The organism is Polaromonas sp. JS666 (genome assembly GCF_900103405.1).
In the GTDB taxonomy this organism is placed as follows: domain Bacteria; phylum Pseudomonadota; class Gammaproteobacteria; order Burkholderiales; family Burkholderiaceae_C; genus Polaromonas.
In genome coordinates this window covers 302,450-326,170 of the sequence record NZ_FNHX01000003.1, presented here as the reverse complement: position 1 = coordinate 326,170, position 23,721 = coordinate 302,450, and the positions used below count along the sequence as shown (strand labels likewise).

At 65.2% G+C, this 23,721-nt stretch carries 24 protein-coding genes and 1 tRNA gene; 14 read left to right on the top strand and 11 right to left on the bottom strand.

Features of this window, described 5'->3' with window-relative positions:
• Positions 1-16: 16 nt before the first annotated feature.
• The 3 genes from BLQ85_RS09760 to BLQ85_RS09750 form a co-directional block, all read right to left on the bottom strand.
• Positions 17-382 carry a response regulator transcription factor gene (locus tag BLQ85_RS09760; RefSeq protein ID WP_007864987.1) on the bottom strand — a complete coding sequence of 122 codons (366 nt, stop codon included), beginning with the start codon at positions 380-382 and terminating at the stop codon, positions 17-19.
• Positions 382-780 (bottom strand): response regulator, encoded by a 399-nt coding sequence (locus BLQ85_RS09755; RefSeq protein WP_007864980.1) that lies wholly within the window; start codon positions 778-780, stop codon positions 382-384. The genes BLQ85_RS09760 and BLQ85_RS09755 overlap by 1 nt, the downstream gene beginning before the upstream one ends.
• A gap of 76 nt (positions 781-856) precedes the next feature.
• Positions 857-1,030, bottom strand: a complete 174-nt coding sequence (locus tag BLQ85_RS09750) for a rubredoxin (protein ID WP_074576308.1) — start codon at positions 1,028-1,030, stop codon at positions 857-859.
• A gap of 82 nt (positions 1,031-1,112) precedes the next feature.
• Between BLQ85_RS09750 and BLQ85_RS09745 the strand changes: the two genes are divergently transcribed.
• Together BLQ85_RS09745 and hemL are read left to right on the top strand one after the other, a co-directional pair.
• Positions 1,113-2,084, top strand: a complete 972-nt coding sequence (locus BLQ85_RS09745) for a bifunctional hydroxymethylpyrimidine kinase/phosphomethylpyrimidine kinase (protein WP_074576306.1) — start codon at positions 1,113-1,115, stop codon at positions 2,082-2,084.
• Positions 2,065-3,396 carry a glutamate-1-semialdehyde 2,1-aminomutase gene (gene hemL / locus BLQ85_RS09740; protein ID WP_074576303.1) on the top strand — a complete coding sequence of 444 codons (1,332 nt, stop codon included), beginning with the start codon at positions 2,065-2,067 and terminating at the stop codon, positions 3,394-3,396. The genes BLQ85_RS09745 and hemL overlap by 20 nt, the downstream gene beginning before the upstream one ends.
• A gap of 63 nt (positions 3,397-3,459) precedes the next feature.
• On the opposite strand, the gene purH is transcribed toward hemL, so the two are convergent.
• The 3 genes from purH to dusB all read right to left on the bottom strand — a co-directional run bounded on the left by purH (position 3,460) and on the right by dusB (position 6,426).
• On the bottom strand, positions 3,460-5,043 hold the full coding sequence (gene purH / locus BLQ85_RS09735) for a bifunctional phosphoribosylaminoimidazolecarboxamide formyltransferase/IMP cyclohydrolase (RefSeq protein ID WP_074576301.1): 1,584 nt from the start codon (positions 5,041-5,043) through the stop codon (positions 3,460-3,462).
• A 61-nt stretch (positions 5,044-5,104) separates the two neighbouring features.
• Positions 5,105-5,341 carry a Fis family transcriptional regulator gene (locus BLQ85_RS09730; RefSeq protein WP_007864972.1) on the bottom strand — a complete coding sequence of 79 codons (237 nt, stop codon included), beginning with the start codon at positions 5,339-5,341 and terminating at the stop codon, positions 5,105-5,107.
• Positions 5,338-6,426, bottom strand: a complete 1,089-nt coding sequence (gene dusB, locus BLQ85_RS09725) for a tRNA dihydrouridine synthase DusB (protein WP_074576299.1) — start codon at positions 6,424-6,426, stop codon at positions 5,338-5,340. The genes BLQ85_RS09730 and dusB overlap by 4 nt, the downstream gene beginning before the upstream one ends.
• Before the next feature lie 142 nt (positions 6,427-6,568).
• Here dusB and BLQ85_RS09720 point away from each other — a divergent pair, with 142 nt between their 5' ends.
• A complete protein-coding gene (locus BLQ85_RS09720; protein ID WP_074576297.1) occupies positions 6,569-7,051 on the top strand; it encodes a YqaA family protein in 483 nt (160 codons plus the stop codon).
• Positions 7,052-7,063: 12 nt separating this feature from the next.
• Here BLQ85_RS09720 and BLQ85_RS09715 read toward each other — a convergent pair whose 3' ends face one another.
• The 3 genes from BLQ85_RS09715 to ychF form a co-directional block, all read right to left on the bottom strand.
• Entirely contained in the window at positions 7,064-7,801 is a 738-nt protein-coding gene (locus BLQ85_RS09715; protein WP_074576295.1) for an rRNA pseudouridine synthase, read from the bottom strand.
• 32 nt (positions 7,802-7,833) lie between these two features.
• On the bottom strand, positions 7,834-8,190 hold the full coding sequence (locus tag BLQ85_RS09710; RefSeq protein ID WP_074576817.1) for a RidA family protein: 357 nt from the start codon (positions 8,188-8,190) through the stop codon (positions 7,834-7,836).
• 194 nt (positions 8,191-8,384) lie between these two features.
• Positions 8,385-9,476, bottom strand: coding sequence for a redox-regulated ATPase YchF (gene ychF, locus BLQ85_RS09705; RefSeq protein ID WP_074576293.1), 1,092 nt, complete (start codon positions 9,474-9,476; stop codon positions 8,385-8,387).
• Here ychF and BLQ85_RS09700 point away from each other — a divergent pair.
• Positions 9,475-11,394, top strand: a complete 1,920-nt coding sequence (locus BLQ85_RS09700; protein ID WP_175456082.1) for a sensor domain-containing diguanylate cyclase — start codon at positions 9,475-9,477, stop codon at positions 11,392-11,394. The two genes, ychF and BLQ85_RS09700, sit on opposite strands and share 2 nt — an antisense overlap.
• Here the strand turns inward: BLQ85_RS09700 and BLQ85_RS09695 are convergent.
• The gene (locus BLQ85_RS09695; RefSeq protein WP_074576815.1) at positions 11,379-12,263 is read right to left on the bottom strand and encodes an MOSC domain-containing protein; all 885 of its coding nucleotides are present in this window, start codon (positions 12,261-12,263) and stop codon (positions 11,379-11,381) included. The genes BLQ85_RS09700 and BLQ85_RS09695 overlap by 16 nt on opposite strands.
• A gap of 123 nt (positions 12,264-12,386) precedes the next feature.
• On the opposite strand from BLQ85_RS09695, the gene BLQ85_RS09690 reads away from it, so the two are divergent.
• The 3 genes from BLQ85_RS09690 to BLQ85_RS09680 are packed head-to-tail and all read left to right on the top strand — an operon-like array spanning position 12,387 to position 16,135.
• Positions 12,387-13,505: an FAD-dependent monooxygenase gene (locus BLQ85_RS09690; protein ID WP_074576289.1), complete on the top strand. Its 1,119-nt coding sequence runs from the start codon at positions 12,387-12,389 to the stop codon at positions 13,503-13,505.
• A 57-nt stretch (positions 13,506-13,562) separates the two neighbouring features.
• Positions 13,563-14,282, top strand: coding sequence for a DsbC family protein (locus BLQ85_RS09685; protein WP_175456081.1), 720 nt, complete (start codon positions 13,563-13,565; stop codon positions 14,280-14,282).
• A gap of 38 nt (positions 14,283-14,320) precedes the next feature.
• Complete coding sequence (locus BLQ85_RS09680) at positions 14,321-16,135, top strand: M61 family metallopeptidase (RefSeq protein WP_074576812.1); 1,815 nt, start codon at positions 14,321-14,323, stop codon at positions 16,133-16,135.
• A gap of 3 nt (positions 16,136-16,138) precedes the next feature.
• On the opposite strand, the gene BLQ85_RS09675 is transcribed toward BLQ85_RS09680, so the two are convergent.
• The gene (locus BLQ85_RS09675; protein WP_074576285.1) at positions 16,139-16,951 is read right to left on the bottom strand and encodes an enoyl-CoA hydratase-related protein; all 813 of its coding nucleotides are present in this window, start codon (positions 16,949-16,951) and stop codon (positions 16,139-16,141) included.
• A gap of 112 nt (positions 16,952-17,063) precedes the next feature.
• Between BLQ85_RS09675 and BLQ85_RS09670 the strand changes: the two genes are divergently transcribed.
• The 7 genes from BLQ85_RS09670 to BLQ85_RS09640 all read left to right on the top strand — a co-directional run bounded on the left by BLQ85_RS09670 (position 17,064) and on the right by BLQ85_RS09640 (position 23,629).
• Positions 17,064-17,852, top strand: a complete 789-nt coding sequence (locus BLQ85_RS09670; protein ID WP_074576282.1) for an enoyl-CoA hydratase — start codon at positions 17,064-17,066, stop codon at positions 17,850-17,852.
• A 137-nt stretch (positions 17,853-17,989) separates the two neighbouring features.
• Positions 17,990-18,066 (top strand) — tRNA-Met (locus tag BLQ85_RS09665).
• Between the two features lie 139 nt (positions 18,067-18,205).
• Positions 18,206-18,685 (top strand): hypothetical protein, encoded by a 480-nt coding sequence (locus BLQ85_RS09660; RefSeq protein WP_074576280.1) that lies wholly within the window; start codon positions 18,206-18,208, stop codon positions 18,683-18,685.
• 107 nt (positions 18,686-18,792) lie between these two features.
• Positions 18,793-20,136, top strand: a complete 1,344-nt coding sequence (gene miaB / locus BLQ85_RS09655) for a tRNA (N6-isopentenyl adenosine(37)-C2)-methylthiotransferase MiaB (RefSeq protein ID WP_074576278.1) — start codon at positions 18,793-18,795, stop codon at positions 20,134-20,136.
• Positions 20,137-20,164: 28 nt separating this feature from the next.
• Positions 20,165-21,586 (top strand): sensor histidine kinase, encoded by a 1,422-nt coding sequence (locus tag BLQ85_RS09650; RefSeq protein ID WP_175456080.1) that lies wholly within the window; start codon positions 20,165-20,167, stop codon positions 21,584-21,586.
• Positions 21,570-22,247: a hypothetical protein gene (locus tag BLQ85_RS09645; RefSeq protein WP_074576274.1), complete on the top strand. Its 678-nt coding sequence runs from the start codon at positions 21,570-21,572 to the stop codon at positions 22,245-22,247. Before BLQ85_RS09650 ends, BLQ85_RS09645 begins: the two co-directional genes overlap by 17 nt.
• Entirely contained in the window at positions 22,244-23,629 is a 1,386-nt protein-coding gene (locus BLQ85_RS09640) for a sigma 54-interacting transcriptional regulator (RefSeq protein WP_074576272.1), read from the top strand. Before BLQ85_RS09645 ends, BLQ85_RS09640 begins: the two co-directional genes overlap by 4 nt.
• The last annotated feature ends 92 nt before the right edge of the window (positions 23,630-23,721 follow it).

Below are 23,721 nucleotides of genomic sequence, written 5' to 3'. Positions count from 1 at the left end.
GGTTTTACGCCGTAAATCAGCCGAGGGCCTTGATCTTGGCCATCAACTCATCCGCATCCACCGGTTTGGTGATGTAGTCGCGGGCGCCCTGGCGCATGCCCCAGACCCGGTCGGTTTCCTGGTTCTTGCTGGTGCACATCATGATGGGGATGTCGGAGTACAGCGGGTCGCGCGTGATGGCGCGCGTGAGCTGGAAGCCGTTCTGGCCCGGCATCACCACATCCATGAGGATCAGCTCGGGTTTGTCTTCTGCGAGGCGCCTGAACGCATCTTCCGCATTTTCAGCAGTTTTGACCGTGAAACCGTTCTTGACCAGCAGATCGGTCAGAAACATCAATTCGGTTTTGGAGTCGTCAACTACCAGTATTTTCTTGATTGCCATCACACTACTCCTTGTTTGGCGCTGCCGAGTTCCTGAACGGTCTGCAGCAGCTGATCTTTGGTAAAAGGCTTGGTCAGGTAGTCTTGAGAGCCCACCATGCGACCGCGTGCCTTGTCGAAAACGCCGTCCTTGGAGGACAGCATCACAATGGGAACGTTGGAAAACTTCACATTGCGCTTGATAATCGCACAGGTTTGATAGCCGTCGAGGCGGGGCATCAAGATGTCGCAGAAGATCAGGTGGGGCTCGTAGTCGTTGACCTTGGAAAGGGCATCAAACCCATCTTCGGCCAACAGCACTTCATGCCCGCCCTGCTTCAGGAATATCTCGGCGCTACGCCGGATGGTGTTGCTGTCATCGATGACCAAAACCTTCAGTCCGGAACTGGGAATGCTCACTGCCTATGCTCCTCATGTTGCAGACACCGGCGGCCGGCGCCGGTCTGCGATTGTCCAGGCTGGTATCCGGACATTTTTAGATCTGAACCATTTCAAAGTCTTCCTTGCGCGCGCCGCATTCGGGGCAGGTCCAGTTCATGGGCACTTGGGCCCATGGCGTCCCGGGAGCAATGCCATGTTCGGGCGCGCCGGCAGCTTCGTCGTAAATCCAGCCACAAATTAAACACATCCACGTCGTTGATTGAGTCACAGCTTAAGTTGCCTTCGAATAGAATGCAACAATTGTATCGAGGCGGCGTTGCTTATTCGCGTACAAGGCAAAATCGCAGCCTATGGCAAACCCCAAAACACCTCAACTGGACAGCCGACAGCTCCAAATCGAGGACACCGACGCATCTCCGGCCTGCGTCATGACATTCAATGCCAACGACCCCAGCGGAGCCGGCGGGCTGACGGCGGATATCGCTTCCATCACCTCGGCCGGCGCGCATGCGCTGGCGGTTGTAACAGGCGCCTATGTGCGCGATACGGCCGAAATCTTCGACCACTTCGCCTTCGATGAAGAAGCTGTAACAGACCAGGCCCGCTCGGCGCTGGAAGACATGCCGGTGTCGGCCATCAAGGTCGGCTTTGTCGGCAGCCCCGAAAACATCTCCACCATCGCCGAAATCGCCTCGGATTATGCCGATGTGCCGCTGATCGCCTACATGCCCAACCTCTCCTGGTGGGAAGAAAGCGAGATCGACAGCTATCTGGACGCCTTTCGCGAGCTGATGCTGCCGCAAACCACGGTGTTGGTCGGCAACCACAGCAGCCTGTGGCGCTGGCTGCTGCCCGACTGGCCCGGCGAGCGCAATCCCACGGCCCGCGACATCGCCAAAGCCGCCGCCGACCTCGGCGTGCCCTACACCCTGGTCACCGGCGTTCCCATGCCCGACCAGTTCATCGACAACGTGCTGGCCACGCCGCAGGCAGTGCTTTACAGCGAAAAATTCGAGCGCTTCGAGGCCGTGTTCGCCGGCGCCGGCGACACCCTGTCCGCCGCGCTCTCGGCCCTGCTGGCCAACGGCCACGACCTGCAGGCGGCCACCGCCGAAGCCCTGACCTTCCTGGACCACAGCCTGGACGCCGGTTTTCACCCCGGCATGGGCAATATCGTGCCGGACCGCCTGTTCTGGGCGCAGGCCGACGTTGACCCCGAAGACGACGAATCCGGGGAAGAAGCGGGCGATGCCAACGACGACGTCGAGCTGACGTCCAAACCCTCTCTTGACCTGCCCCCCAATGGAACCACAAAACACTAAGCCCGCAACGCCCCAGGCCGCCTCCCGCAACGATGCCCTCTTTGAACGCGCCAAAAAGCTGATCCCCGGCGGGGTCAATTCCCCGGTCCGGGCCTTCAAGGCCGTGGGCGGCACGCCGCGCTTCGTGCAGCGCGCGCAGGGCGCCTACTTCTGGGATGCCGACGGCAAACGCTACATCGACTACATCGGTTCCTGGGGCCCCATGATCCTGGGCCACGGCCACCCGGCGGTGCTTGAGGCCGTGCAAAATGCCGCGCTGGAGGGCTTTTCCTACGGCGCGCCCACCGAGCGCGAGGTCGAACTGGCCGAAGAAATCGTGCGGCTCGTGCCTTCGCTCGAAATGGTGCGGCTGGTCAGCTCGGGCACGGAAGCAGCCATGAGCGCCATCCGTCTGGCGCGCGGCGCCACCGGCCGCAGCAAGATCATCAAGTTCGAGGGCTGTTACCACGGCCATGCCGACGCCCTGCTGGTCAAGGCTGGCTCTGGCCTGGCCACCTTCGGCAACCCGACCAGCGCCGGCGTTCCACCCGAGGTGGTACAGCACACCCTGGTGCTCGAATACAACCACCTGGCGCAGCTCGAAGAGGCCTTTGCCTTGCACGGCAAGGACATCGCCTGCCTGATGATTGAACCCATCGCCGGCAACATGAACTTCGTGCGCGCCAGCCTGCCTTTCATGAAGCGCTGCCGCGAACTGTGCACACAGCATGGCGCGCTGCTGGTGTTCGACGAAGTCATGACCGGTTTTCGCGTGGCCCTGGGCGGCGCGCAAAGCGTCTACGCCCGCGGCATTCCCGGCTTCAAGCCCGACATGACGGTCATGGGCAAGGTCATAGGCGGCGGCATGCCGCTGGCGGCCTTTGGCGGCACCCGCGCCGTGATGGAGCAGCTTGCCCCCCTGGGCCCGGTCTACCAGGCCGGCACGCTCTCAGGCAACCCCGTCGCCACCGCCTGCGGCCTGGCGACGCTGCGCGAAATCGCCAAACCCGGTTTTTACGAAGCCTTGGGCGAACGCACCCGCAGCCTGGTTGCAGGCCTCACCCGGGCGGCCGCCAAGGCCGGCGTGCCGTTTTGCGGCGACAGCGAAGGCGGCATGTTCGGCTTTTTCCTGCTGGGGCAATTGCCGCAGAACTACGCCACGGTGATGACCACCGACGGGCCGTCGTTCAACCGCTTCTTCCACGCGATGCTGGAGAGTGGGGTTTATTACGCGCCTGCGCTGTATGAAGCGGGCTTCGTCAGCTCAGCACACACGGCGGCGGATATCGACGCGACGGTGGATGCGGCGGCGAAGTTTTTCGCCGCGGGCTGAGCCGGCTGCGCCGCTCCTGGCGGCGAAGCCGAGACCCGGATTGAAAGCCGGGTCTCCTCAAACTCAGTGACGGAAGTGCCTGACGCCCGTCAACACCATCACCACCTCGCGCTCATTCGCGGCGGCAATGACTTCATCATCCCGCATGCTGCCGCCGGGCTGGATCACGCAGGTTGCGCCGGCGTCCACCACCACGTCCAGGCCGTCGCGGAAGGGGAAAAAGGCGTCGCTCGCGACTGCCGAGCCCTGCAGGGTCAGGCCGCCGTTGGCGGCTTTGATGGAGGCGATGCGGGCCGAGTCGATGCGGCTCATCTGGCCGGCGCCCACGCCCAGGGTCATGCCGTCGGCGCAGAACACGATGGCGTTGGACTTGACGTATTTCGCGACCTTCCAGGCAAACAGCATGTCGTGCAGCTGTTCCTGTGTGGGCTGCAGCTTGCTGACGACCTTGAGGTCGCCTATGGCCAGCTCGTGGTTGTCGGCGGTCTGCATCAAGAGGCCCGAACCCACGCGCTTGACGTCCATCAGGTTGCGGCCCTGTTTCCAGGCGGTATCGCCGCCGGGCGGCAGGTCTATCTGCAGGATGCGCACATTGACCTTGCTCTTGAAGACTTCCAGCGCCTCGGGCGTGAAGGCGGGCGCCATCAGCACTTCGACGAACTGCTTTGAAATCTGCTGAGCGGCGCGCTCGTCAAGCGGGCAATTGAGGGCGATGATGCCGCCGAAGGCCGAGGTCGGGTCGGTCTTGAAGGCCTTGCTGTAGGCCTCCAGGCCGTCCTTGCCCACGGCCACGCCGCAGGGGTTGGCGTGCTTGACGATCACGCAGGCAGCGCCGTCCTTGATGAGGTCGAAGCTCTTGACGCATTCCCAGGCGGCGTCGGCGTCGGCAATGTTGTTGTACGAAAGTTCCTTGCCCTGCAGCTGTTTGGCCGTGACCAGCGAGCCGGGCGCGGGATACAGGTCGCGGTACAGCGCCGCCTGCTGGTGCGAGTTTTCACCGTAGCGCAGGTCCTGCACCTTGATGAAGCGGCCGTTGGCCTGGCCGGGGAACATGCCGTGGCTGCCGTCGGCCTGGATGCCGGAGAGGTAGTCGCTGATGGCGCCGTCGTACTGGCTGATGCGGTTGAAGGCGGCCACCGACAGGGCGAACTTGGTCTTGTCGCTGAGCTTGCCGCCGGCTTTCAGTTCGGCGAGCACACCCGCGTACTGCGAAGCGTCGGTCAGCACGCCGACGTCCTTCCAGTTCTTGGCGGCGGAACGCACCATGGCCGGGCCGCCGATGTCGATGTTCTCGATCGCGTCTTCCAGCGTGCAGCCGGGTTTGGCCACGGTGGACTCAAAGGGGTAGAGGTTGACCACCAGCAGGTCTATGGTGTCTATGCCGTGGGTGGCCAGCGCCGCCATGTGCTCGGGCACGTCGCGCCGGGCCAGCAGCCCGCCGTGGATCTTGGGGTGCAGGGTCTTGACGCGGCCGTCCAGCATTTCCGGAAAACCGGTGTGGTCGGCCACCTCGGTCACCGGCAGGCCGGCGTCGGCCAGCAGCTTGGCCGTGCCGCCGGTGGACAGCAGCTTGATGCCCAGGGCGTGCAGCGCCTGCGCGAATTCGAGGATGCCGGTTTTGTCGGAAACGGAAATCAGTGCGTTCATGGTGGTGTTCTCAAAAGGAAGCCGGTTCGAAAGCCCGGAAAGGTCCGGGCGGCGGGGATTGTTATTTGATGAGCTTGTGCTCGACCAGCTTTTTGCGCAGGGTGTTGCGGTTCAGGCCCAACCATTCGGCGGCGCGCGACTGGTTTTGCTCTGCATGCTGCATGACGACCTCCAGGAGGGGCTTTTCCACCACCTTGACCATCATGTCGTACATGCCGTCGGGCTCAGTGCCGCGCAGGTCCTTGAAATAGCCTTCCAGACTGGTGCGTACGCACTCTTCGATGTGTTTCTTGCTCATGCAGCAGCTTCTTCCTGATTTTTATCTTTGTTCGCCCGTGCCTGCCCTGGCACGCCCTCTTCGACATCTTCCTCGGCTGCGGCAGCAGCGGCCGGAATCCGGTCCATCTGCGTGCCCAGCCCCTCAAAAAAACCGCTGACCGCGCGCAGCTGGGCCTCGCAGTCCTCCAGCAAATTCATGCGCGCGCGAAAGGCCTCGCCGCCGGGCAAGGACTTCACGTACCAGCCGATGTGCTTGCGCGCGGTGCGCACGCCGGTGAATTCACCATACAAATCGTAGTGGTCGCGCAAATGGTCGACCAGCAGGCGCTCCACCTCAGCCACCAAAGGCGGCGCAAGATGCGTGCCTGTAGCCAGGAAATGCGCTACCTCGCGGAAAATCCAGGGCCGGCCCTGGGCCGCGCGGCCAATCATCACGGCATCGGCGCCGGTGCGGGCCAGCACGTCGCGGGCTTTCTCGGGGCTGTTGATGTCGCCGTTGGCCACCACTGGAATGCGCAGGGCGGCCTTCACGGCGGCAATGGTGTCGTATTCGGCCGCGCCCTTGTAGCCCTGCTCGCGCGTGCGGCCGTGCACGGTGACCATTTGCACACCGGCGTTCTCGGCGGCGCGGGCAATCGCCAGCGCGTTTTTTTCGGCCTGGCACCAACCGGTGCGCATCTTGAGCGTGACCGGGACCCCTTGCGGCGCGCATGCGGCGACCACGGCCTCCACGATCTGCAGCGCCAGGGTTTCGTCCTGCATCAGGGCCGAGCCGGCCCACTTGTTGCAGACTTTTTTGGCCGGGCAACCCATGTTGATGTCGATGATCTGCGCGCCGCGGTCTATGTTGTAGGCGGCGGCTTCGGCCATCATCTGCGCGTCGGTGCCGGCGATCTGCACGGCGATGGGAGCGGCCTCGCCTTCATGGTTGGCGCGGCGCGAGGTCTTCAGGCTGTCCCACAAGTCCTTGCGCGAGGTCACCATCTCGCTGACGGCGTAGCCCGCGCCCAGCTTCTTGCTGAGCTGGCGGAACGGCCGGTCCGTCACGCCGGCCATGGGCGCGACAAACAGGTTGTTTGCCAAAGCGTAAGGGCCGATGTTCATGGGATGGAGGACGGGGGCTTGCTGAAAAAGGAGGCACGATTGTACCTGCCCAAAATTTCAGCAATTGAAATTTGCACACTGACTTGTAAGTGTCTTCCCGACAAACCGGGGCGCCCCACCCTGCCTATACTCGAATGCATATATGGAAGCCTGGATTCACCGCCTGATAGAAATTTTGGCCTTGCCCGAGTACGGACTGAGCACGGTCTTCGTGGTGTCTTTCATTTCGGCCACCTTGCTGCCGCTGGGTTCGGAGCCCGTGGTCTTCGGGCTCGTCAAACTCAATCCCGCCATGTTCTGGCCGGCGGTGCTGATCGCCACCGCGGGCAACACGCTGGGCGGCGCGCTCGACTGGTGGATGGGCTACGGCGCCCACAAGGTGGTGGACAAGTACAAACACTCCTCGCACCACGGCCGCGCGATACGCTGGCTGGAAAAGCTGGGGCCCAAGGCCTGCCTGCTGGCCTGGTTGCCGGTGGTGGGCGATCCGCTGTGCGCGGTCGCGGGCTGGCTCAAGTTTCCGTTCTGGCCTTGCCTGGCCTATATGGCGGTTGGAAAATTCGCGCGCTACTTCCTGATGACAGGCAGCCTGATCTGGGCATTTCCGGGCGTGGTGACCGGTTAGACAGCAGAAGGCTCAGAAGCGCTCGTGCGGCAGCAGATAGCGCCACTGGCCGGGCTGCAGCTGGCTCATCGCCACACGGCCTATGCGCAGCCGCTTCATGCCTTGCACCGTGAGGCCTACGCTCTCGCACATATAAGCGATCTGCCCCGGCACTTCGCCCTTGAGGGCAAAACGCAAGCGGGTTTCGCTTTGCCAGCTGACCTTGGCCGGCGGCAGCAGCGCGCCGTTGTAGGTGAAACCGTGGTCCACACGGTTGAGCCGCTCCAGCCCGCCGGCTTTGATGTCGCCGGCCACATCGACGACGACTTCATGCTCCATCACTCGGGCATCTTCGCGCAGCTTGCGCGCCACGCGCCAGTCCTGCGTCAGCACCACCAGCCCGCTGGCCGGCGTGGCCAGAGGCGTCACCAGCTCCACCGACGAGAAATGTTTTTTGAGTGGGCGAATGCCGGAGCTGTCGCCGGGTGACTGCGTGGCAGGCGACAGCAACGCAGCCAGGGAAGCCGCGCCGCCGTCCTGGCTGGCCTCATGGCCCGCGGGTTTGTGCAGCAGCAAGGTCACGGGTGCCAGTGCCAGCAGGCTGGCATCCTTGGCCAGCACAATCTGCTGGTCGAGCACGCGGAACTGCGGCTCTTCAACGATGACGCCATCGACGCTGACCCAGCCGCCCTCGATGTACTGCTCGGCCTCGCGGCGCGAGCAGGACAGCATTTCGGCCAGGCGCTTGGCGAGGCGAACGGGTTCTGTCATTGCGGCGGTGCCGTCATGGCGTGAATCGGAAATCAGCCTTGCGCCGCCACCACGCCGATTTCAACGTGGTACTTGGCCGCCGCCAGGCGCGGGCTCATGACCGTGGCGCGCGCCGGCGTGGCGCCCGGCACCACCCAGGCTTCCCAGGCGCGGTTCATGTCACCGAAACTATCCATGTCGGTCAGCCAGATGGTGGCGCTCAGCAGGCGCGACTTGTCGCTGCCGGCGGCCGCCAGCAGGCGGTCGATATTGGCCAGGATGCTGCGGGTCTGTTCATAGACGCCGGGGCCGGCGTCGTCGCCGGCCACCTGGCCCGCGAGATAAACGGTTTTGTTGTGGATGACGGCCTGGGACATGCGGGGGCCGGTTTCGATGCGCTGGATGGACATGGTGTTCTCTTTCAAAGCGAGTGTTTAACGGGAACGGCTTGTTCAGCAAGCCGGTGACGGCGCCGCCGGGCGCCCGATTTCAAACAGCCCTGGCGCGGGCCGTCTTGTGCATTGTGGCGCGACTTGCACCACGCGGCCGGCCGTGGGGCTTTATCAAGCTGTGCGCTGCCGGTGCACGCCGGCAACTGCGCCGCTCAGCTGCTGAACAGGAAGTTCATCACGTCGCCATCCTTGACGACGTATTCCTTGCCTTCGCTGCGCATCTTGCCGGCATCCTTGGCGCCCTGCTCGCCCTTGTAGGCGATGTAGTCGGCAAACGCGATAGTCTGGGCGCGGATATAGCCTTTTTCGAAGTCGGTGTGGATCACGCCGGCCGCCTGCGGGCCGGTGTCGCCGACATGGATGGTCCAGGCGCGCACTTCCTTGACGCCCGCGGTGAAGTAGGTCTGCAGGCCCAGCAGCTTGTAGGCGGCCAGGATCAGGCGGTTCAGGCCCGGCTCGTCCTGTCCGATCTCGGCGAGGAACATTTTTTTGTCTTCCTCTTCCATGTCGGCCATTTCGGCCTCCATCTTGGCGCAGATCGCCACCACAGGCGCCTTCTGGGCTTCGGCGTAGGCCTTCAGGCGGTCCAGCAGCGGGTTGTTGTCAAAGCCGTCCTCGGCCACGTTGGCCACGAACATGGCGGGCTTGGCGGTGATCAGGAAGAACTGCTTGAGCAGCGGTAGCTCTTCCTTGCTGAAGTCAAGGGTACGCACCGGCTTGCCCTCATTGAGCGCGGCCTGGCATTTTTCGAGGATGACAACCAGCTTGGCGGACTCCTTGTCGCCCGAGCGCGCGACCTTGGTCACACGCTGCAGGGCTTTTTCGACGGCGGCCAGGTCGGCCAGGCAGAGTTCCGTCTGGATCACCTCGATGTCGGAGATCGGGTCCACCTTGCCCGCCACATGGATGACGTTGTCGTCCTCAAAGCAGCGCACCACATTGATGGTGGCATCGGTTTCCCGAATGTGGGCCAGGAATTTGTTGCCCAGGCCTTCGCCCGTGCTGGCGCCCGCCACCAGGCCGGCGATGTCCACAAACTCGACGATGGCCGGAACAATGCGTTCGGGCTTGACGATTTCCGCCAATTGGGCCAACCTCGGATCGGGCACTTCCACAATGCCGACATTCGGCTCTATGGTGCAAAAAGGGTAGTTCTCGGCCGCGATCCCCGCTTTGGTCAACGCATTAAAAAGGGTGGATTTTCCGACGTTAGGCAAGCCTACAATGCCGCACTTCAAACTCATGAGAAACCTTCAAAAACAGGCTGAGAAGTGTATTCGATGCGCGCTCGGCCGGGGTTGGGGTGTTTTGCGGCAGGCCTTCGCCACCCTTTTGCTGGGCGGGTCTTTGCTGCTGCAGGCCGGGCCGGCGCAGGCCCAGCCGGTCATGGCCCTGAACGACGCGACCCCGGTCATGGACGCGCGCACCAGCGGCCTCATGTGGATAGACGCCAGCGGCCAGGCCAGCATTGAGCAAGTCGCCGGCGGGGGCAAGGCGGGCGCGGCCTTCGTAACGCCGGCCGTGGACACCATTCATTCGCTGGGGCCCCAGGCGGCGCTGTGGCTGCATTACCGCTTTGCCAGGTCTTCCGGCTCGCACCAGGACTGGCTGCTGGCCTTTCCCCTGCCCTTGCTGGACCTGGCGACCGTGTACCAGCGCACCAGCGCAACGGGCACATGGACCTCCCAGACCGCCGGGGACACCCTGGCGGTCTCCAGCTGGCCCGAGCCCGGCCGCTACGGGCAGTTCGAGCTCAAGCTGCCGAACGACGGCGTGTATGACGTCTATGTGCGCATACAGCACCAGACAGAGGTCAGCATCCCGGTCCAGGTCAGCACGCGCAGCAGCCTGGCGCAGCGGCTTCAGCTGGAATACCTGGCCATCGGCGTGGTGTTCGGCGCGCTGGTACTGCTGATCGTCGCCTGCGCGGTCCAAAGCTGGGTCTACCGCGACAAGGCCTATGGCTGGTATGCCGTTTACGCGTCCATCATGGCGCTGGTGGTGGCGGCCTGGACCGGTGTGGCCGGCCACCTGCTGTGGAGCAACTTCAGCGCCTGGAACAACATGGCGCAGGGCTGCCTGGCCATCCTGGGCGGCGGCTCGGCGCTGCTGGTCGTGCACCACCTGTGCGGTGCAGGTTCGCGCCACAGGTGGTTTGAGCGCCTTGCCTACTGGACCGGCGCTGCCGGCGTGCCGCTGGCCTTGCTCTACCTCATTCTGGAGCGCGGCCTGGGCGTGCGCCTCATCAGCGCCTACCTGGTCGCGGTAGTGGTCATGGGGATCAGCCGGGCCTACATGACATGGCGGCGCCAGGATGTCGTCGGCTTCTGGGTGCTGGCGGCCTTTGTCCCGCTGGGGCTGGTGACGCTTATGACCGTCACCAGCATCCTCGGGCTGTTTTCGGTGTCGTGGCTGTCCCAATACGGCTTGATGGCGGCACTGGCGATTGAAGTGCCCCTGCTGCTGGTGGCGCTGAACATGCGCTCGCGCGAACGCCACGCGGTGGAAGCGCGGGAGCAGGCCATGTCCAGCCAGGACGCGCTCACCGGCCTGCTGGCCGCCCACCTTTTCCACGACCGCTTCAAACAGGTGGTGGGCCGGGCACAGCGCCACAAGGAACCGGCCGCGGTGGTCTACATCGAGCTGGTCAACTACCGCTACATCAAGAAGACCTGGGGCACGGCCGTGGCTGAGCAGAGCCTGCTGCGCAGCGTCATCAAGCTGCGCCGAATCCTGCGCGACGTCAACACGGTGGGGCGCATCGACGAAGCCCGCTTCGGCCTGATCCTCGAGGGCGTTTCCTCACGCGCGCCCGTCACCGACCTGGCGGCACGCCTGATCGCGGCCGGCCTCATGCCGCTCAAGGGCCTGAAACCGGAGGTGGTGCTGCAGTTCCATGTCGCGGGTGTGCTCTTTAGCGAGCGCCTGGGCAGCCATGAAGAAATCTCGGCCGCGCTGGCCGACCTGCTGCACAGCATGGCCGCGCGTACCCGCCGGCCCATCCGGTTTCTGGAGCCGGAATCGACACATCCCATGCCGCTGTCAACCGACTCAGGTTTTGACGGCGCTGATTCCGGGCCGCAAGCGCCCGCGGCGGCCGCCGACACGCCCCACGCAGCCCATGCGCCGCTGCGGGCTGTCAAAAGTCATTCAAACCGGTAGCTCGCGCCCACGGCCTGACCCACCTTGAGCTGGTGGTCGATGCCGGCCAGCACGATGGCGTTCATGCCGAACGTCAGCGCGCCGTTGACGCGCGGGTCCTGCCGGTAGGTCTGCAGCATGTCGCCCACCTCGGGGCTGCTGGTCGCCGTGGCCGGGTCGATGTTGGGAATCGGGCAGCGCGGGCAGGGCTTGACCGGCTTGAGCTGCGCCGAGCCCTGCTGCGTCGCGATCTGCAGCAGGTCGACGCGGTCCTCGTCATGCGGCGCCAGACCCTGGTCGCCGGCCGCGTCGCCCAGCACGATGTTGGGGCGAAAGCGCTCCATGCCCACGGCGGCCGCGCCCGCGGCCGTGAGTTTTTCATTGAATTGCGCCAGCGAGGCTTCGCTGAGCACCAGCAGCGAATAACCGTCGCTGAACTGGTTGAGCGCCTCCAGGCCGCCGGTCCATTCGGTGTTGCAAACCCGCTTGTGCTCGGGGTCGAAGCGCACCAGGCGCGCCGTGCGGCCCAGGAAGTCGCTGAACCACTGGGCGGCGATGGGGCCCATGTCGTAGGCCTGGACCTCGTCCTTCCAGACCTTCACGCGCACCGGCTCCTCAACCTGGTCCAGGGCGATGTGCAGGGCCAGCATGCCGGGCGCACGCAGCACCATGTCGTGGTACCTCAATTGCGGCTTGATCAGCGCCATGCGCGGCAATTCGCGCTGCGTGAGGAAATGCCCCTTGTCGTCCACCACCATCCAGGCGCGGTCGAATTCCAGCCCGGTCTCGGTGAGCAAGGCCTCCTGCACCTGCACACCGGCGCAGGATTTGACCGGGTACACATAGAGGCGCGAAATCACCGCGTTCAGGTCAAAAGCGGCATCGGCCATGGCGGGGCTGGCCGGTGTGTCGTTCAATGCGTGGCTCACGTCGTCAAATCCTTGTGAATACGGGAAAGGAGGGAAAAGGGCTGGCCCGGAACGCCGATTTTGCCCTGCCTTCTAAAATGGGGCATGTCCAAGACTTTTGATGTCTGTATCCGCGGCGACGGCATAGTGGGCCGCACGCTGGCCCTGCTGCTGGCGCGCGAGCGTTTGCGCGTGGCGCTGGTCGCCCGTCCTGAAAAAGCCGCGGGCACGCAGCCCGCCGATGTGCGTGCCTACGCCCTGAACAGCGCCTCGCGCGGCGTGCTGCAAGCCTTGCGCGCCTGGCCCGAAGCGGCTTTTGCCACGCCGGTGCTGGAAATGCAGGTCTGGGGCGACAACGGCGGCAAGCTCGATTTCACCGCGCGCAGCGTGGGCCAGGACGCGCTGGCCTGGATTGTGGATGTCCCGGCACTGGAGCAACAACTGGTCCAGGCGGTGCGCTACCAGGCGCAGATTGAAACCGTGGCCGAACCGGCCAAAGCCGCGCTGCAAGTGATCTGCGAAGGCCAAAAAAGCGCCAGTCGCGACGAATTCGGCCAGCTGCGCCCGGTCGACTGGACAGTCAAGCCCTATCCGCAAAAAGCCGTTGCCGCCCGGCTGGAGCTGGGCATCCCCCACGGCGGCGTGGCACGCCAGTGGTTCACCGGCGGCGATATCCTGGCTTTGCTGCCTTTATCCGGCGGCCAGGGGAACTTGGCGGCGCTGGTATGGTCAGTCTCTGTGGAACGCGCCGGTGCGCTGGAAAATCTGTCGCCTGAAGAATTCTGCAAGGCCCTGGAGGCCGTGTGCGGCGCGCAAGCCGGCAAGTTGCGGCTGACCAGCGAGCGGGCCAGTTGGCCGCTCTCGCTGTCAAGTGCTGGGCATTGGGTCGGTCCGGGCTGGGCATTGGCGGGCGACGCGGCGCACACGGTGCACCCGCTGGCGGGCCAGGGCCTGAACCTGGGCCTGGCCGACGCGGCCTGCCTGGCCGGCGTGCTGGCGCAGCGCGAATACTGGCGCGGGCTGGGTGACGAAAAATTGCTGCGCCGCTACGAAAGGGCCCGCAAGGCCGACGTCGCGGCCATGGGTGCGGTGACCGATGGTTTGCACGGGCTGTTCGCGCAGACCGACGGGCGCTGGCAGGCTTTGCGCAATTGGGGTATGAAGGGCTTTGAGCGCAGCGGTTTCCTGAAAAACTGGCTGACGCGGCAGGCCGCGGGTTTGTGAGTTGTCGAATTTTGTGAAATGGGCCGGCCGAAAAATGCCGAAACACCGGGAATGACCATGAGAATTATGAAAACCATCACCGTGCTCGGCCTACTGGCCTGCAGCCTGGGCTCCGCCTTCGCGCAGGAAGCCGCGATCCGCAAAAACCTGGCTGAAAGAATGCCCGCTTTCGCCAAGATCGACGAAGTCAGCAAGACGCCCATTAACGGCCTCTACGAAGTCCGGATCAACGAAAGCGATATTTTTTACACCGATGCCGAAGGCAACTTCCTGATCCAGGGCAACCTCATCGACGTGCGGGCCAAACGCAACCTGACCGAAGAGCGCGTGGAGAAACTCAGCGCCATCGACTTTGCCGCCCTGCCCGTCAAGGATGCCTTCACCATCGTGCGCGGCAACGGCAAGCGCAAGCTGGCGGTGTTTGAAGACCCCAACTGCGGTTATTGCAAACGCTTCGAGCGCGACCTGCAAAAGGTCAACGACGTCACCGTTTACATGTTTCTGTTCCCCATCCTGAGCCCGGACTCCACCGAGAAGGCCAAAAACATCTGGTGCGCCAAGGACCAGGGCAAGGCCTGGGTGGACCTGATGGTGCGCGACCAACCGGTCGCCAAGGGCAGCTGCGACACCTCCGTACTGGAGCGCAACCTGGCCCTGGGCAGGAAACACAAGATCACCGGCACGCCCACGCTGTTTTTTGAAGACGGCTCGCGCGTCCCCGGCGCGATCAACGCGCAACAGGTCGAGCAGCAACTGGCCGCGGCAAAACCGCGCTAAGACCGCCGGGGCGGAACCTGGGGTATTCTGTGCGCAAGATGCCAGGCCCCACACGAAATACCCGCCCCCCCGTTCACTACCGCGTCGAAATCGGCGACCTTCACGCCCATCTCTTTCGCGTCACCCTCACGATCGCCCAGCCTGACGCGCTGCAGCGGGTTTCCCTGCCCGTCTGGATTCCCGGCAGCTACCTGGTGCGGGAATTCTCCAAAAACCTGCAAAAACTCGAGGCCCGGCAGGCCGGCAACACGCCCCTGCGCGTGGAGCAGCTCGACAAATGCAGCTGGCAGGTTCAATGCTCGCCAGCCCGGCCGCTGGTGCTGCGCTACGAGGTGTATGCCAACGACAACTCGGTGCGCACCGCCTGGCTGGATGCGCACCGCGGTTTTTTCAACGGCACCAGCCTGTGCCTGAGGGTGCAGGGCCGGGAAAAGGCCGAACACCTGCTGGAGGTCCCGGCGCCCAAGTCGCTCAAAGGCTGGTCGCTGGCCACCGGCCTGGCGCCGCGCGACACCAACAAACAGGGCTTTGGCAGCTATGCGGCAGCCGACTACGACGAACTGGTCGATTGCCCGGTGGAAATGGGTGCCTTCTGGAGCGGCAGCTTCACGGCGCGCGGCGTGCCGCACCGCGTGGTGGTGGCGGGCGCCACGGCCAGTTTCGACGGCGCCAGGCTGCTGGCCGACACGCAGAAAATCTGTGAAACCGAAATCCGTTTTTGGCATGGCGCCAAAAAGGCGCCCTTTCGCCATTACCTGTTCATGCTCAACGCCGTCGACGACGGCTACGGCGGGCTGGAACATCGCAACTCCACCGCGCTGATCTGCAAGCGCCAGGACCTGCCGCGTGTGGGCGAGGCGCGCAGCACCGAGGGCTACACCACGCTGCGCGGCCTGATCAGCCACGAGTATTTCCACACCTGGAACGTCAAGCGCCTGCGTCCCGCGGAATTTGAAAGTTACGACTACAGCGGGGAAAACTACACCCGCATGCTGTGGTTTTTCGAGGGCTTCACCAGCTACTACGACGACCTCTTCCTGCGCCGCGCCGGCCTGCTGGACAACGCCGGCTACCTCAAGCTGCTCAACAAGACCATCAACCAGGTCATGCAGACCCCGGGGCGACTGGTCCAGTCGGTGGCCGAGGCCAGCTTCGACGCCTGGGTCAAGTACTACCGGCAGGATGAAAACACACCCAACGCCACGGTGAGCTACTACACCAAGGGTTCACTGGTGGCGCTGTGCTTTGACCTCACGCTGCGCGGCGAGGCCAGGGAACACCGGCGCGCCAAGGCCGGCACGCTGGACGACGTGATGCGCGCCCTCTGGCTGCGCTGCAAGGCCGGCGCCATGCGCGAAGCCGACTTCGCGGAAGAACTCGCGGCCGCCGGGCACAGGCCGTACGCGGCGGAACTTGCCCGCTGGGTCCACGGACGGGACGAACTGCCGCTCAAGGCGCTGTTGCAGCAGCACGGCGTGGCGGTGCTCGAAGAGCCCGCGCAGTTGGCCCACCGGCTGGGCCTGCGCGTGGGCGAAAGCCAGGGTGTGGTGCAGGTCAAGACGGTGCTGCGCGGCGGTGCCGCCGAGCGGGCCGGCTTTGCGGCCGGCGATGAATGGCTGGGGCTGGAGCCCGCCACCAAAGCCGCGGCGCGGGGCATGGACGGCGGCTGGCGCATGAGCCGGCTCGACGACCTCATGCACTACGCCGGCGACGCCAAAAAAGTCATCGCCCTGGTCTCGCGCGACAAGCGCCTGATGCGGCTGGAGCTGGCCATGCCGCCGGCGCTGACCACCTGGCGCCTGGCGGTGCAGGACGCGGCGCTGATGGACCAGTGGCTGGGGCCCAAGGCCTGAGACCTATTCGCCCTTGAAAACCGCGGGCCGTTTTTCCAGGAACGCGGCCACCCCTTCAAAATAATCATGCGTGCGGCCCAGGGCCGACTGCGTGTCGCGTTCCGCATCCAGCTGCTGGTGCAAGGTGCGCGTGAGACCCTCGCGCATCAGCTGCCGGGTCGCCACCAGGGCCCGCGTGGGCAGTGCGGCAAGCCGCTGCGCCAGCGCCACGGCGGCGGCCAGCGGGTCCTCCGCCACGTCCCAGACCAGCCCCCACTCTTTGGCCTGCGCCGCCGGCAGCTTGTCGCCCGTGAGCGCCAGGCCCATGGCGCGGGCCAGCCCAAGCTTTTGCACCAGCAGCCAGCTGCTGCCCGCATCGGGCACCAAGCCTATCTTGCTGAAAGCCTGGATAAAGCTGGCGCCGGGCGCGGCCACCGCCATGTCGCAAGTCATGGCCAGCGAGGCGCCCGCCCCCGCGGCCACGCCGTTCACGGCAGCCACCGTGGGCATGCGCAGCCCCAGCAGCCGGCGCGCCGTGGGGTTGAAGGCCTGGTCGATCAGCGGGCCCGGGTCGGCGCGTTCGACCAGGCCGGGGCCGGGCGCGAAATCAAACTCCGCGAGATCGGCGCCGGCACAAAAGCCGCGGCCGGCACCGGTGACCACCAGGGCGCGCAGCTGTGTGTCGGCCTCGGCCCGGTCCAGCGCGGCCCAGAGCTCGCGGTGCATTTGCCGCGTAAAACTGTTGAGCGCCTGCGGGCGGTTCAGCGTGACGACGGCCACTGCGCCTTGGGTGGCATACAAAACAACGGGGTCGGCGCTAGCGGGGGAATCGGCCATGGTGAGAGTCTCCTGCCTCGAATCTAGCACCCGCGGCAAGGTGGGGCAGGGTCCCGGCTCATGGCATCATTGCCCCAGCATTTCCCCGTATTCCCGGCAAAGGACCTCTTTCATGACCTACGAAACCATTGAAACCCGCACCGAAGGCCCGGACGGCCGCAAGGTGGCCATCGTCACGCTGAACCGGCCCAAACAGCTCAACGCCCTGAACGACCAGCTGATGGACGAGCTGGGCCAGGCGCTCAAGGGCTTTGACGCCGACGAGGGCATAGGCTGCATCATCCTGACCGGCAGTGAAAAGGCCTTTGCGGCCGGCGCCGACATAGGCGCCATGGCCACTTACACCTTTGCCGACGTCTACAACAAGGACTACATCAGCCGCAACTGGGAGCAGATCCGCAGCGTGCGCAAGCCGGTGATCGCCGCCGTCAGCGGCTTCGCCCTGGGCGGCGGCTGCGAGCTGGCCATGATGTGCGACTTCATCATCGCCGCCGACAACGCGCGCTTCGGCCAGCCCGAGATCAAGCTGGGCATCATCCCGGGCGCCGGGGGCACGCAGCGCCTGCCGCGCGCGGTGGGCAAATCCAAGGCCATGGACCTGGCCCTGACCGGCCGCATGATGGACGCCCAGGAGGCCGAGCGTTCGGGCCTGGTAAGCCGCGTGGTGCCGCTGGACAAGCTGATGGACGAGGCCCTGGGCGCCGCCCTCATCATCTGCGGCTTCGGCCAGACCAGCCTCATGGCCGCCAAGGAGGCCGTCAACCGCGCCTTTGAAAGCGGCCTGAGCGATGGCGTGATGTTCGAGCGTCGCCTGTTCCACGCGTTGTTTTCGACTGAAGACCAGAAAGAAGGCATGGACGCCTTCGTGAACAAGCGCAAACCCGTTTTTAAACATAGGTGAGCCACAACCAGCAGGGGCCGCGGGACTGGCTTTGCCAGACAGCAGGCGCCGCCCCTTGAGGGGGAACAGGCTATACGCAGTGAGCCTGGGCGGGGGTGGTTTTATGCCTTCAGTTTTGGCTATAATATGAGGCTGTCGGTCGTATAGCTCAGTTGGTTAGAGCGCAGCATTCATAATGCTGATGTCGGTGGTTCAAGTCCACCTACGACCACCAAGAATACTTTCAAAGCCCCAGAGGGTCCCCTCCCCTGGGGCTTTGTTCTTTGTGTTCTTGGCCTTTGCGGGTCTTTGATGGCGCGTTTCGGCCATTCTTTGCTATCCTTTTGATATTCAACAGCCTCTGGACACATACCATGAACCGCTGCAACCTCCGTCTGACTCCCTTCCTCCTGACGCTGGCCGCCTCTGCCGCCCTGGCCCAGACCGACCAGGGCAGCCAGGCCGTCCAGGCCACTTCGTCCACGGAAGCGGTCAAGCCCAGCGTCAGGCAGTTCCCCGCCAAAGCCGTGCGCGGCGAAATGGTGGTGCTGGCGCCGCCGGTGATTTCCATCGACGGCAAGCGGGAACGGCTCTCCGTGGGCGCGCGCATACGCGACGCCAACAACCATTTCACGCTGTCCACGCCCCTGCTGAACAAGCCCGTGCTGGTGAATTACGTGCGCGACAACACCGGCCTGGTGCATGAAGTCTGGATCCTCAACCCGGAAGAGGCCAAGGAAAAGCGGCCGGGCGGCACCGCCACGCTGTTCAACTTCACGACCGACAGCGCCAGCAAGGCGCCGGCGGACAACGGCAAGACGCCGTACGACCAGCTGCCCGCCTACAAGCGCTGAGTCCCCGCCCGGGCATTCGCCGTTTTCACGGCATTTCCCCCTTCTTCACGGGGCCCGGGCACCCTCCCCATTTAACGGCAAATCCCAAGGCCCAGCGCCAGCAGATCATGAGTAAAAAAGTCTTTATCAAAACCTTCGGTTGCCAGATGAACGAGTACGACTCGGACAAGATGTCCGACGTGCTGCACGCGGCCGAGGGCTACGAGCCCACGCAGGACATGGAGCAGGCCGACCTGATTTTGTTCAACACCTGTTCGGTGCGCGAAAAGGCACAGGAAAAAGTCTTCAGCGACCTGGGCCGCGTCAAGCACCTGAAGGAAAAAGGCGTGCTGATCGGCGTGGGCGGCTGCGTGGCCAGCCAGGAAGGCGCGGCCATCATCCAGCGCGCGCCCTACGTCGACGTGGTCTTCGGCCCGCAAACCCTGCACCGCCTGCCGCAGATGCTGGCCAGCCGGGCCCGCCTGGGCAAGCCTCAGGTCGACATCAGCTTCCCCGAGATCGAAAAATTCGACCACCTGCCGCCGGCGCGTGTCGAGGGCGCCAGCGCCTTCGTGAGCATCATGGAAGGCTGTTCCAAATACTGCAGCTACTGCGTCGTGCCCTATACCCGCGGCGAAGAGGTTTCGCGGCCTTTTGAGGACGTGCTGGTCGAGGTCGCCGGCCTGGCCGACCAGGGCGTCAAGGAAGTCACCCTGCTCGGGCAGAACGTCAACGCCTACCGAGGTCCCATGGGCGGGACCGCCGAGATCGCCGATTTCGCGACGCTGCTTGAATACGTGTCCGACATCCCGGGGATCGAGCGCATCCGCTACGTGACCAGCCATCCCAACGAGTTCACGCAAAGCCTGATCGACGCCTATGCCAGGCTGCCCAAGCTGGTGAACCACCTGCACCTGCCGGTGCAGCACGGCTCCGACCGCATCCTGATGGCGATGAAGCGCGGCTATACCGCCATGGAATACAAGAGCACGGTGCGCAAGCTGCGCGCCATCCGCCCCGACCTGGTCATGAGCAGCGACTTCATCGTCGGCTTTCCCGGCGAGACCGAGGACGACTTCAACAAGCTCATGAAGCTGATCGACGAGATCGGCTACGACACCTCGTTCAGCTTCATCTACAGCCCGCGCCCCGGCACGCCCGCCGCCGCGCTGCACGACGACACGCCGCACGAGGTCAAGTTGCGGCGGCTGCAGCACCTGCAGGCCACCCTCGACGACAGCGTACGCGCCATCAGCGCCAGCCGCCAGGGCACGGTGCAGCGCATCCTGGTCGAAGGCGCCTCACGCAAGGACCCGACCGAGCTGATGGGCCGCACGGAATGCAACCGCGTGGTCAACTTCAAGGGCCAGCAGCGGCTGATCGGCCAGATGGTCGATATCACCATCACCCAGGCCACGCAACGTTCGCTGCGCGGTGAAGTGCTGACGCGGGACGTCCCCGTCGCGGCCTGAAGCCGCCTTGCTCCAACACCCGACGCGCATGCTGCAGCGATTTTCGTTCCGGCAACTGCTGGTAATCGCTTTCCTGCTGATTGCCGCGCTGCTGGGCGCCGCCTCGCTGCGCGCGCTGTTCACCCTGGAAGAGCTCTCGCTGCAAAGCCGTGACAATGCCGCCCGGGCGCTGGACCTCAGCCGCGCGGCGCAGTCACTCAGCGAACGCAGCGTCTCCATGGAGCGCACCTCGCGGCAGTCGGTGGTGCTCGACGACCGGGTACTCAGGGAGCGTTTTGCCGAAGAACTGAAGGAAGCCGGCGACATTCTGGCGACGCTGGCGCGCGAGGACATTCCCGCCGTCAGGGCCCGGCAATGGCGCGCCCACCTGCAGACGATTGCCGGCCTGCTGACCGGCCCGTCCGACACCGCGCTGGACCGCGAGCGCCAGCTGGCGCAGGAGTTCCGCGAACTGGAAGGCATCAACGCCGCCATCGCGGTGCAAGTGCAGCAAGCCATCCAGCAGCGCAACAAATCGCTGGAAGGCAAGCTGGAGGCCAGCCGACAGCGCCTGACGCAGCAGGTGACCTGGGCCATTGTGCTGGCGGTCGTCATGGCCCTGGCCTTCGGTGTGTGGTTCACGCTGCCGCTGCGCCGCCTGGAAAACGCCATCGTGGGTCTGGGCGAAAACCGGCTCGGCCAGGTGATCGCCATCCAGGGGCCGGCCGACCTGGCGCTGGTCGGGCAGCGGCTGAACTGGCTGCGCCTGCGGCTGGTTGAGCTGGATGCCGACAAGTCGCGCTTTCTGCGCCATATCTCGCACGAACTCAAGACGCCGCTGGCCTCGCTGCGCGAAGGCGTGTCGCTGCTGGAAGACGGCGTGGCCGGCGCGCTGAGCAACGACCAGCGCGAGATCGCGCAGATCCTGAAGCACAACACCGGCGTCCTGCAAAGCCAGATCGAGGACCTGCTGCGCTTTAACACCGCGGCCTTCGAGGCACGCCAGTTGCACCGGCAAAGCGTGGACCTGCTGCAGCTCATGGAAGAGCAGGTCTACGCGCAGCGCCTGCAGTGGCGCGCGCGCGAACTGACGGTCACCGTCGTGGGCGAGCCGCTGGTGATGGAAATAGACGCCGAGAAAATCGGCACCGCGCTGGCCAACCTGCTGTCCAACGCCATCCGCTACTCCCCGGCCAAAGGCATGATCCGGCTGGAGCTGAGCGCCATGCGGGGCTTTGTGCGCATCGACGTCCACGACCAGGGCGTGGGCGTGGCGATGGCCGACCGGGAACGGATTTTCGAGCCCTTTTACCGCGGTGAACGCCAGCCCGCCGACGTGGTCCGCGGCAGCGGTATCGGCCTGTCCATCGTGCATGAATACATTGCCGCACACGGCGGAAGCATCACCCTGATGCCCGACCAGCCTGGTGCACACTTCAGAATAGAGCTTCCCCATGTTTCCAAGCAGTAATTTTTCCTCCTCCGTGCTGGCCGCCCGCCTCCCCGGCTGGCTGCCGGCCCTGGTGGCATCGGCCTTGCTCAGCGCGTGCGGCAGCGGCGGCCGCGCCCCTGAGCGCGGCGCCGACACCGCGGCCGTCCAGGCCACCCGGGCCGCGGCCTCTGCCGCCGAGACCGCGCGCGCCAGCGCCGGCCAACCCACGCCGCTTCCCGAAGCGGTGGTGTTTGCCAGCGGCATGACGCTGCGCATGCTGGCCTACGCCGAACGCGTGCGCGTCATGCCGCCGGCTGAACTCAGCCAGGAAGCCGGCCGGCTCGGCGACGCCGCCAGCCCCGAGGCCCAGTTGCAGCTCTCACTGGTGCTAAGCCAGCTGCGCCAGCTGCCCGAGCTGATACGCGCCCAGGAACTGCTCGCGCGCGTGCTCGGCAATGCCGACGCCCAGGCCCTGCACCCGCTGGCCCGCCTGCTGGCGTCGCGCTACAGCGAGCAGCGCCGGCTGGAGGAACAGCTGGAAAAGCAGAACCAGCAGCTGCGCGACGTGCAGCGCCGGCTGGACCAGACCAACGAACGGCTGGAAGCGCTCAAGGCGATTGAACGCAGCCTCACCAGCCGCCCACCCGCGGCGCCGGCCTCGGCGCCCTCCGCCAGCAGGCCTCGCCCCGCCGCGCCATGAACGACATCGGCAGCGCCATTTCACCCCACCTGCTCGTCGTGGACGACGATGCGGACATGCTGCGCCTGCTCACCATGCGGCTCACCGCTGCGGGCTACCGCGTCACAACCGCCACCTCGGCCGAAGCGGCACTGACCCAGCTTCACATCGAGCGGCCGCAGCTGGTGCTCAGCGACGTGCGCCTGCCCGGCAAGGACGGCCTGGCCTTGTTCGACGAAATCCGCCGGCAGCACCCTTCGCTGCCGGTGATCCTGCTGACCGCGCACGGCACCATTCCCGATGCGGTGGAGGCCACCGAACGCGGCGTGTTCACCTACCTCACCAAGCCCTTTGACGGCAAGGGCCTGCTCGACAAGATCGGCCAGGCGCTGGCCTTGAGCGCGCCCGCCAGCCCGGCCAAACGCGGCAGCCCCGAAGCCTGGCAAAGCCAGATCATCAGCCGCTCCAGCCGCATGGCCGAAGCCCTGGCCGAGGCGCGCATGGTGGCGCAGTCCGATGCCAGCGTGCTGCTGCGCGGCGAGAGCGGCACCGGCAAGGAACTGCTGGCCCAGGCCATCCACCAGGCCGGCCCGCGCGCCAGCAAGCCCTTTGTCGCGGTGAATTGCGGCGCCATCCCCGAGGCCCTGCTCGAGTCCGAGCTCTTTGGCCACGTCAAGGGCGCCTTCACCGACGCGGTGGCCAACCACAAGGGCCTGTTCCAGGCGGCGGACGGCGGCACGCTGCTGCTCGACGAAATCGGTGACATGCCGCCCGCCCTGCAGATCAAGCTGCTGCGCGTGCTGCAGGAGCGCGTGGTGCGGCCGCTCGGCTCCAGCCAGTCGATTCCGGTGGACGTGCGCATCATCTCGGCCACCCACCGCGACCTGGACGCCGCTATGGCCGAGGGCCAGTTCCGCGCCGACCTCTATTACCGGCTCAACGTCGTCACGTTGACCTTGCCGCCGCTGTCGGAGCGCCGCGAGGACATCCCCCTGCTGGCCAACCACTTCCTGCTGAAGCTGGCCGCCAAGTACGACAAACGCCTGAGCGGCTTTGCGCCCGAGGCCCTCAAGGCGCTGACCACGGCCGCCTGGCCGGGCAATGTGCGGCAGCTCTACAACGTCGTGGAGCAGGTCTGCGCGCTGTCGACCACGCCGCTGGTGCCGCTGGCGCTGGTGCAGCGGGCCCTGCGCTCACCGAGCGTGCAGGTGCTCACGTTTGCCGAGGCGAGGCAGCGTTTCGAGCGTGACTACCTGGTGGGCCTGCTCAAGCTCACGGACGGCAACGTGGCGGACGCGGCCCGGCTGGCCGACCGCAACCGCACCGAGTTTTACCGGCTGATGCAAAAACACGGCCTCACGCCGGGCCACTTCAAGGCCGAAAATTCCGGCCCGGCAAGCTGAGCTTGTCGCCGTGCGTCGCACCCCGTCGCTGACCAGCGACACCCGTAAGCCATTGATTTAAAACAAGTTAAGCCAACCACCCCCAGAAGTTG

Excerpts from the sequence above, each read along its gene's own strand:
- BLQ85_RS09760 (WP_007864987.1), bottom strand. The coding sequence starts at position 382 with ATGGCAATCAAGAAAATACTGGTAGTTGACGACTCCAAAACCGAATTG.
- BLQ85_RS09745 (WP_074576306.1), top strand. The coding sequence starts at position 1,113 with ATGGCAAACCCCAAAACACCTCAACTGGACAGCCGACAGCTCCAAATC.
- hemL (WP_074576303.1), top strand. The coding sequence starts at position 2,065 with ATGGAACCACAAAACACTAAGCCCGCAACGCCCCAGGCCGCCTCCCGC.
- purH (WP_074576301.1), bottom strand. The coding sequence starts at position 5,043 with ATGAACGCACTGATTTCCGTTTCCGACAAAACCGGCATCCTCGAATTC.
- BLQ85_RS09730 (WP_007864972.1), bottom strand. The coding sequence starts at position 5,341 with ATGAGCAAGAAACACATCGAAGAGTGCGTACGCACCAGTCTGGAAGGC.
- dusB (WP_074576299.1), bottom strand. The coding sequence starts at position 6,426 with ATGAACATCGGCCCTTACGCTTTGGCAAACAACCTGTTTGTCGCGCCC.
- BLQ85_RS09720 (WP_074576297.1), top strand. The coding sequence starts at position 6,569 with ATGGAAGCCTGGATTCACCGCCTGATAGAAATTTTGGCCTTGCCCGAG.
- BLQ85_RS09715 (WP_074576295.1), bottom strand. The coding sequence starts at position 7,801 with ATGACAGAACCCGTTCGCCTCGCCAAGCGCCTGGCCGAAATGCTGTCC.
- BLQ85_RS09710 (WP_074576817.1), bottom strand. The coding sequence starts at position 8,190 with ATGTCCATCCAGCGCATCGAAACCGGCCCCCGCATGTCCCAGGCCGTC.
- BLQ85_RS09700 (WP_175456082.1), top strand. The coding sequence starts at position 9,475 with ATGAGAAACCTTCAAAAACAGGCTGAGAAGTGTATTCGATGCGCGCTC.
- ychF (WP_074576293.1), bottom strand. The coding sequence starts at position 9,476 with ATGAGTTTGAAGTGCGGCATTGTAGGCTTGCCTAACGTCGGAAAATCC.
- BLQ85_RS09695 (WP_074576815.1), bottom strand. The coding sequence starts at position 12,263 with ATGGCCGATGCCGCTTTTGACCTGAACGCGGTGATTTCGCGCCTCTAT.
- BLQ85_RS09690 (WP_074576289.1), top strand. The coding sequence starts at position 12,387 with ATGTCCAAGACTTTTGATGTCTGTATCCGCGGCGACGGCATAGTGGGC.
- BLQ85_RS09685 (WP_175456081.1), top strand. The coding sequence starts at position 13,563 with ATGAGAATTATGAAAACCATCACCGTGCTCGGCCTACTGGCCTGCAGC.
- BLQ85_RS09680 (WP_074576812.1), top strand. The coding sequence starts at position 14,321 with ATGCCAGGCCCCACACGAAATACCCGCCCCCCCGTTCACTACCGCGTC.
- BLQ85_RS09675 (WP_074576285.1), bottom strand. The coding sequence starts at position 16,951 with ATGGCCGATTCCCCCGCTAGCGCCGACCCCGTTGTTTTGTATGCCACC.
- BLQ85_RS09670 (WP_074576282.1), top strand. The coding sequence starts at position 17,064 with ATGACCTACGAAACCATTGAAACCCGCACCGAAGGCCCGGACGGCCGC.
- BLQ85_RS09660 (WP_074576280.1), top strand. The coding sequence starts at position 18,206 with ATGAACCGCTGCAACCTCCGTCTGACTCCCTTCCTCCTGACGCTGGCC.
- miaB (WP_074576278.1), top strand. The coding sequence starts at position 18,793 with ATGAGTAAAAAAGTCTTTATCAAAACCTTCGGTTGCCAGATGAACGAG.
- BLQ85_RS09650 (WP_175456080.1), top strand. The coding sequence starts at position 20,165 with ATGCTGCAGCGATTTTCGTTCCGGCAACTGCTGGTAATCGCTTTCCTG.
- BLQ85_RS09645 (WP_074576274.1), top strand. The coding sequence starts at position 21,570 with ATGTTTCCAAGCAGTAATTTTTCCTCCTCCGTGCTGGCCGCCCGCCTC.
- BLQ85_RS09640 (WP_074576272.1), top strand. The coding sequence starts at position 22,244 with ATGAACGACATCGGCAGCGCCATTTCACCCCACCTGCTCGTCGTGGAC.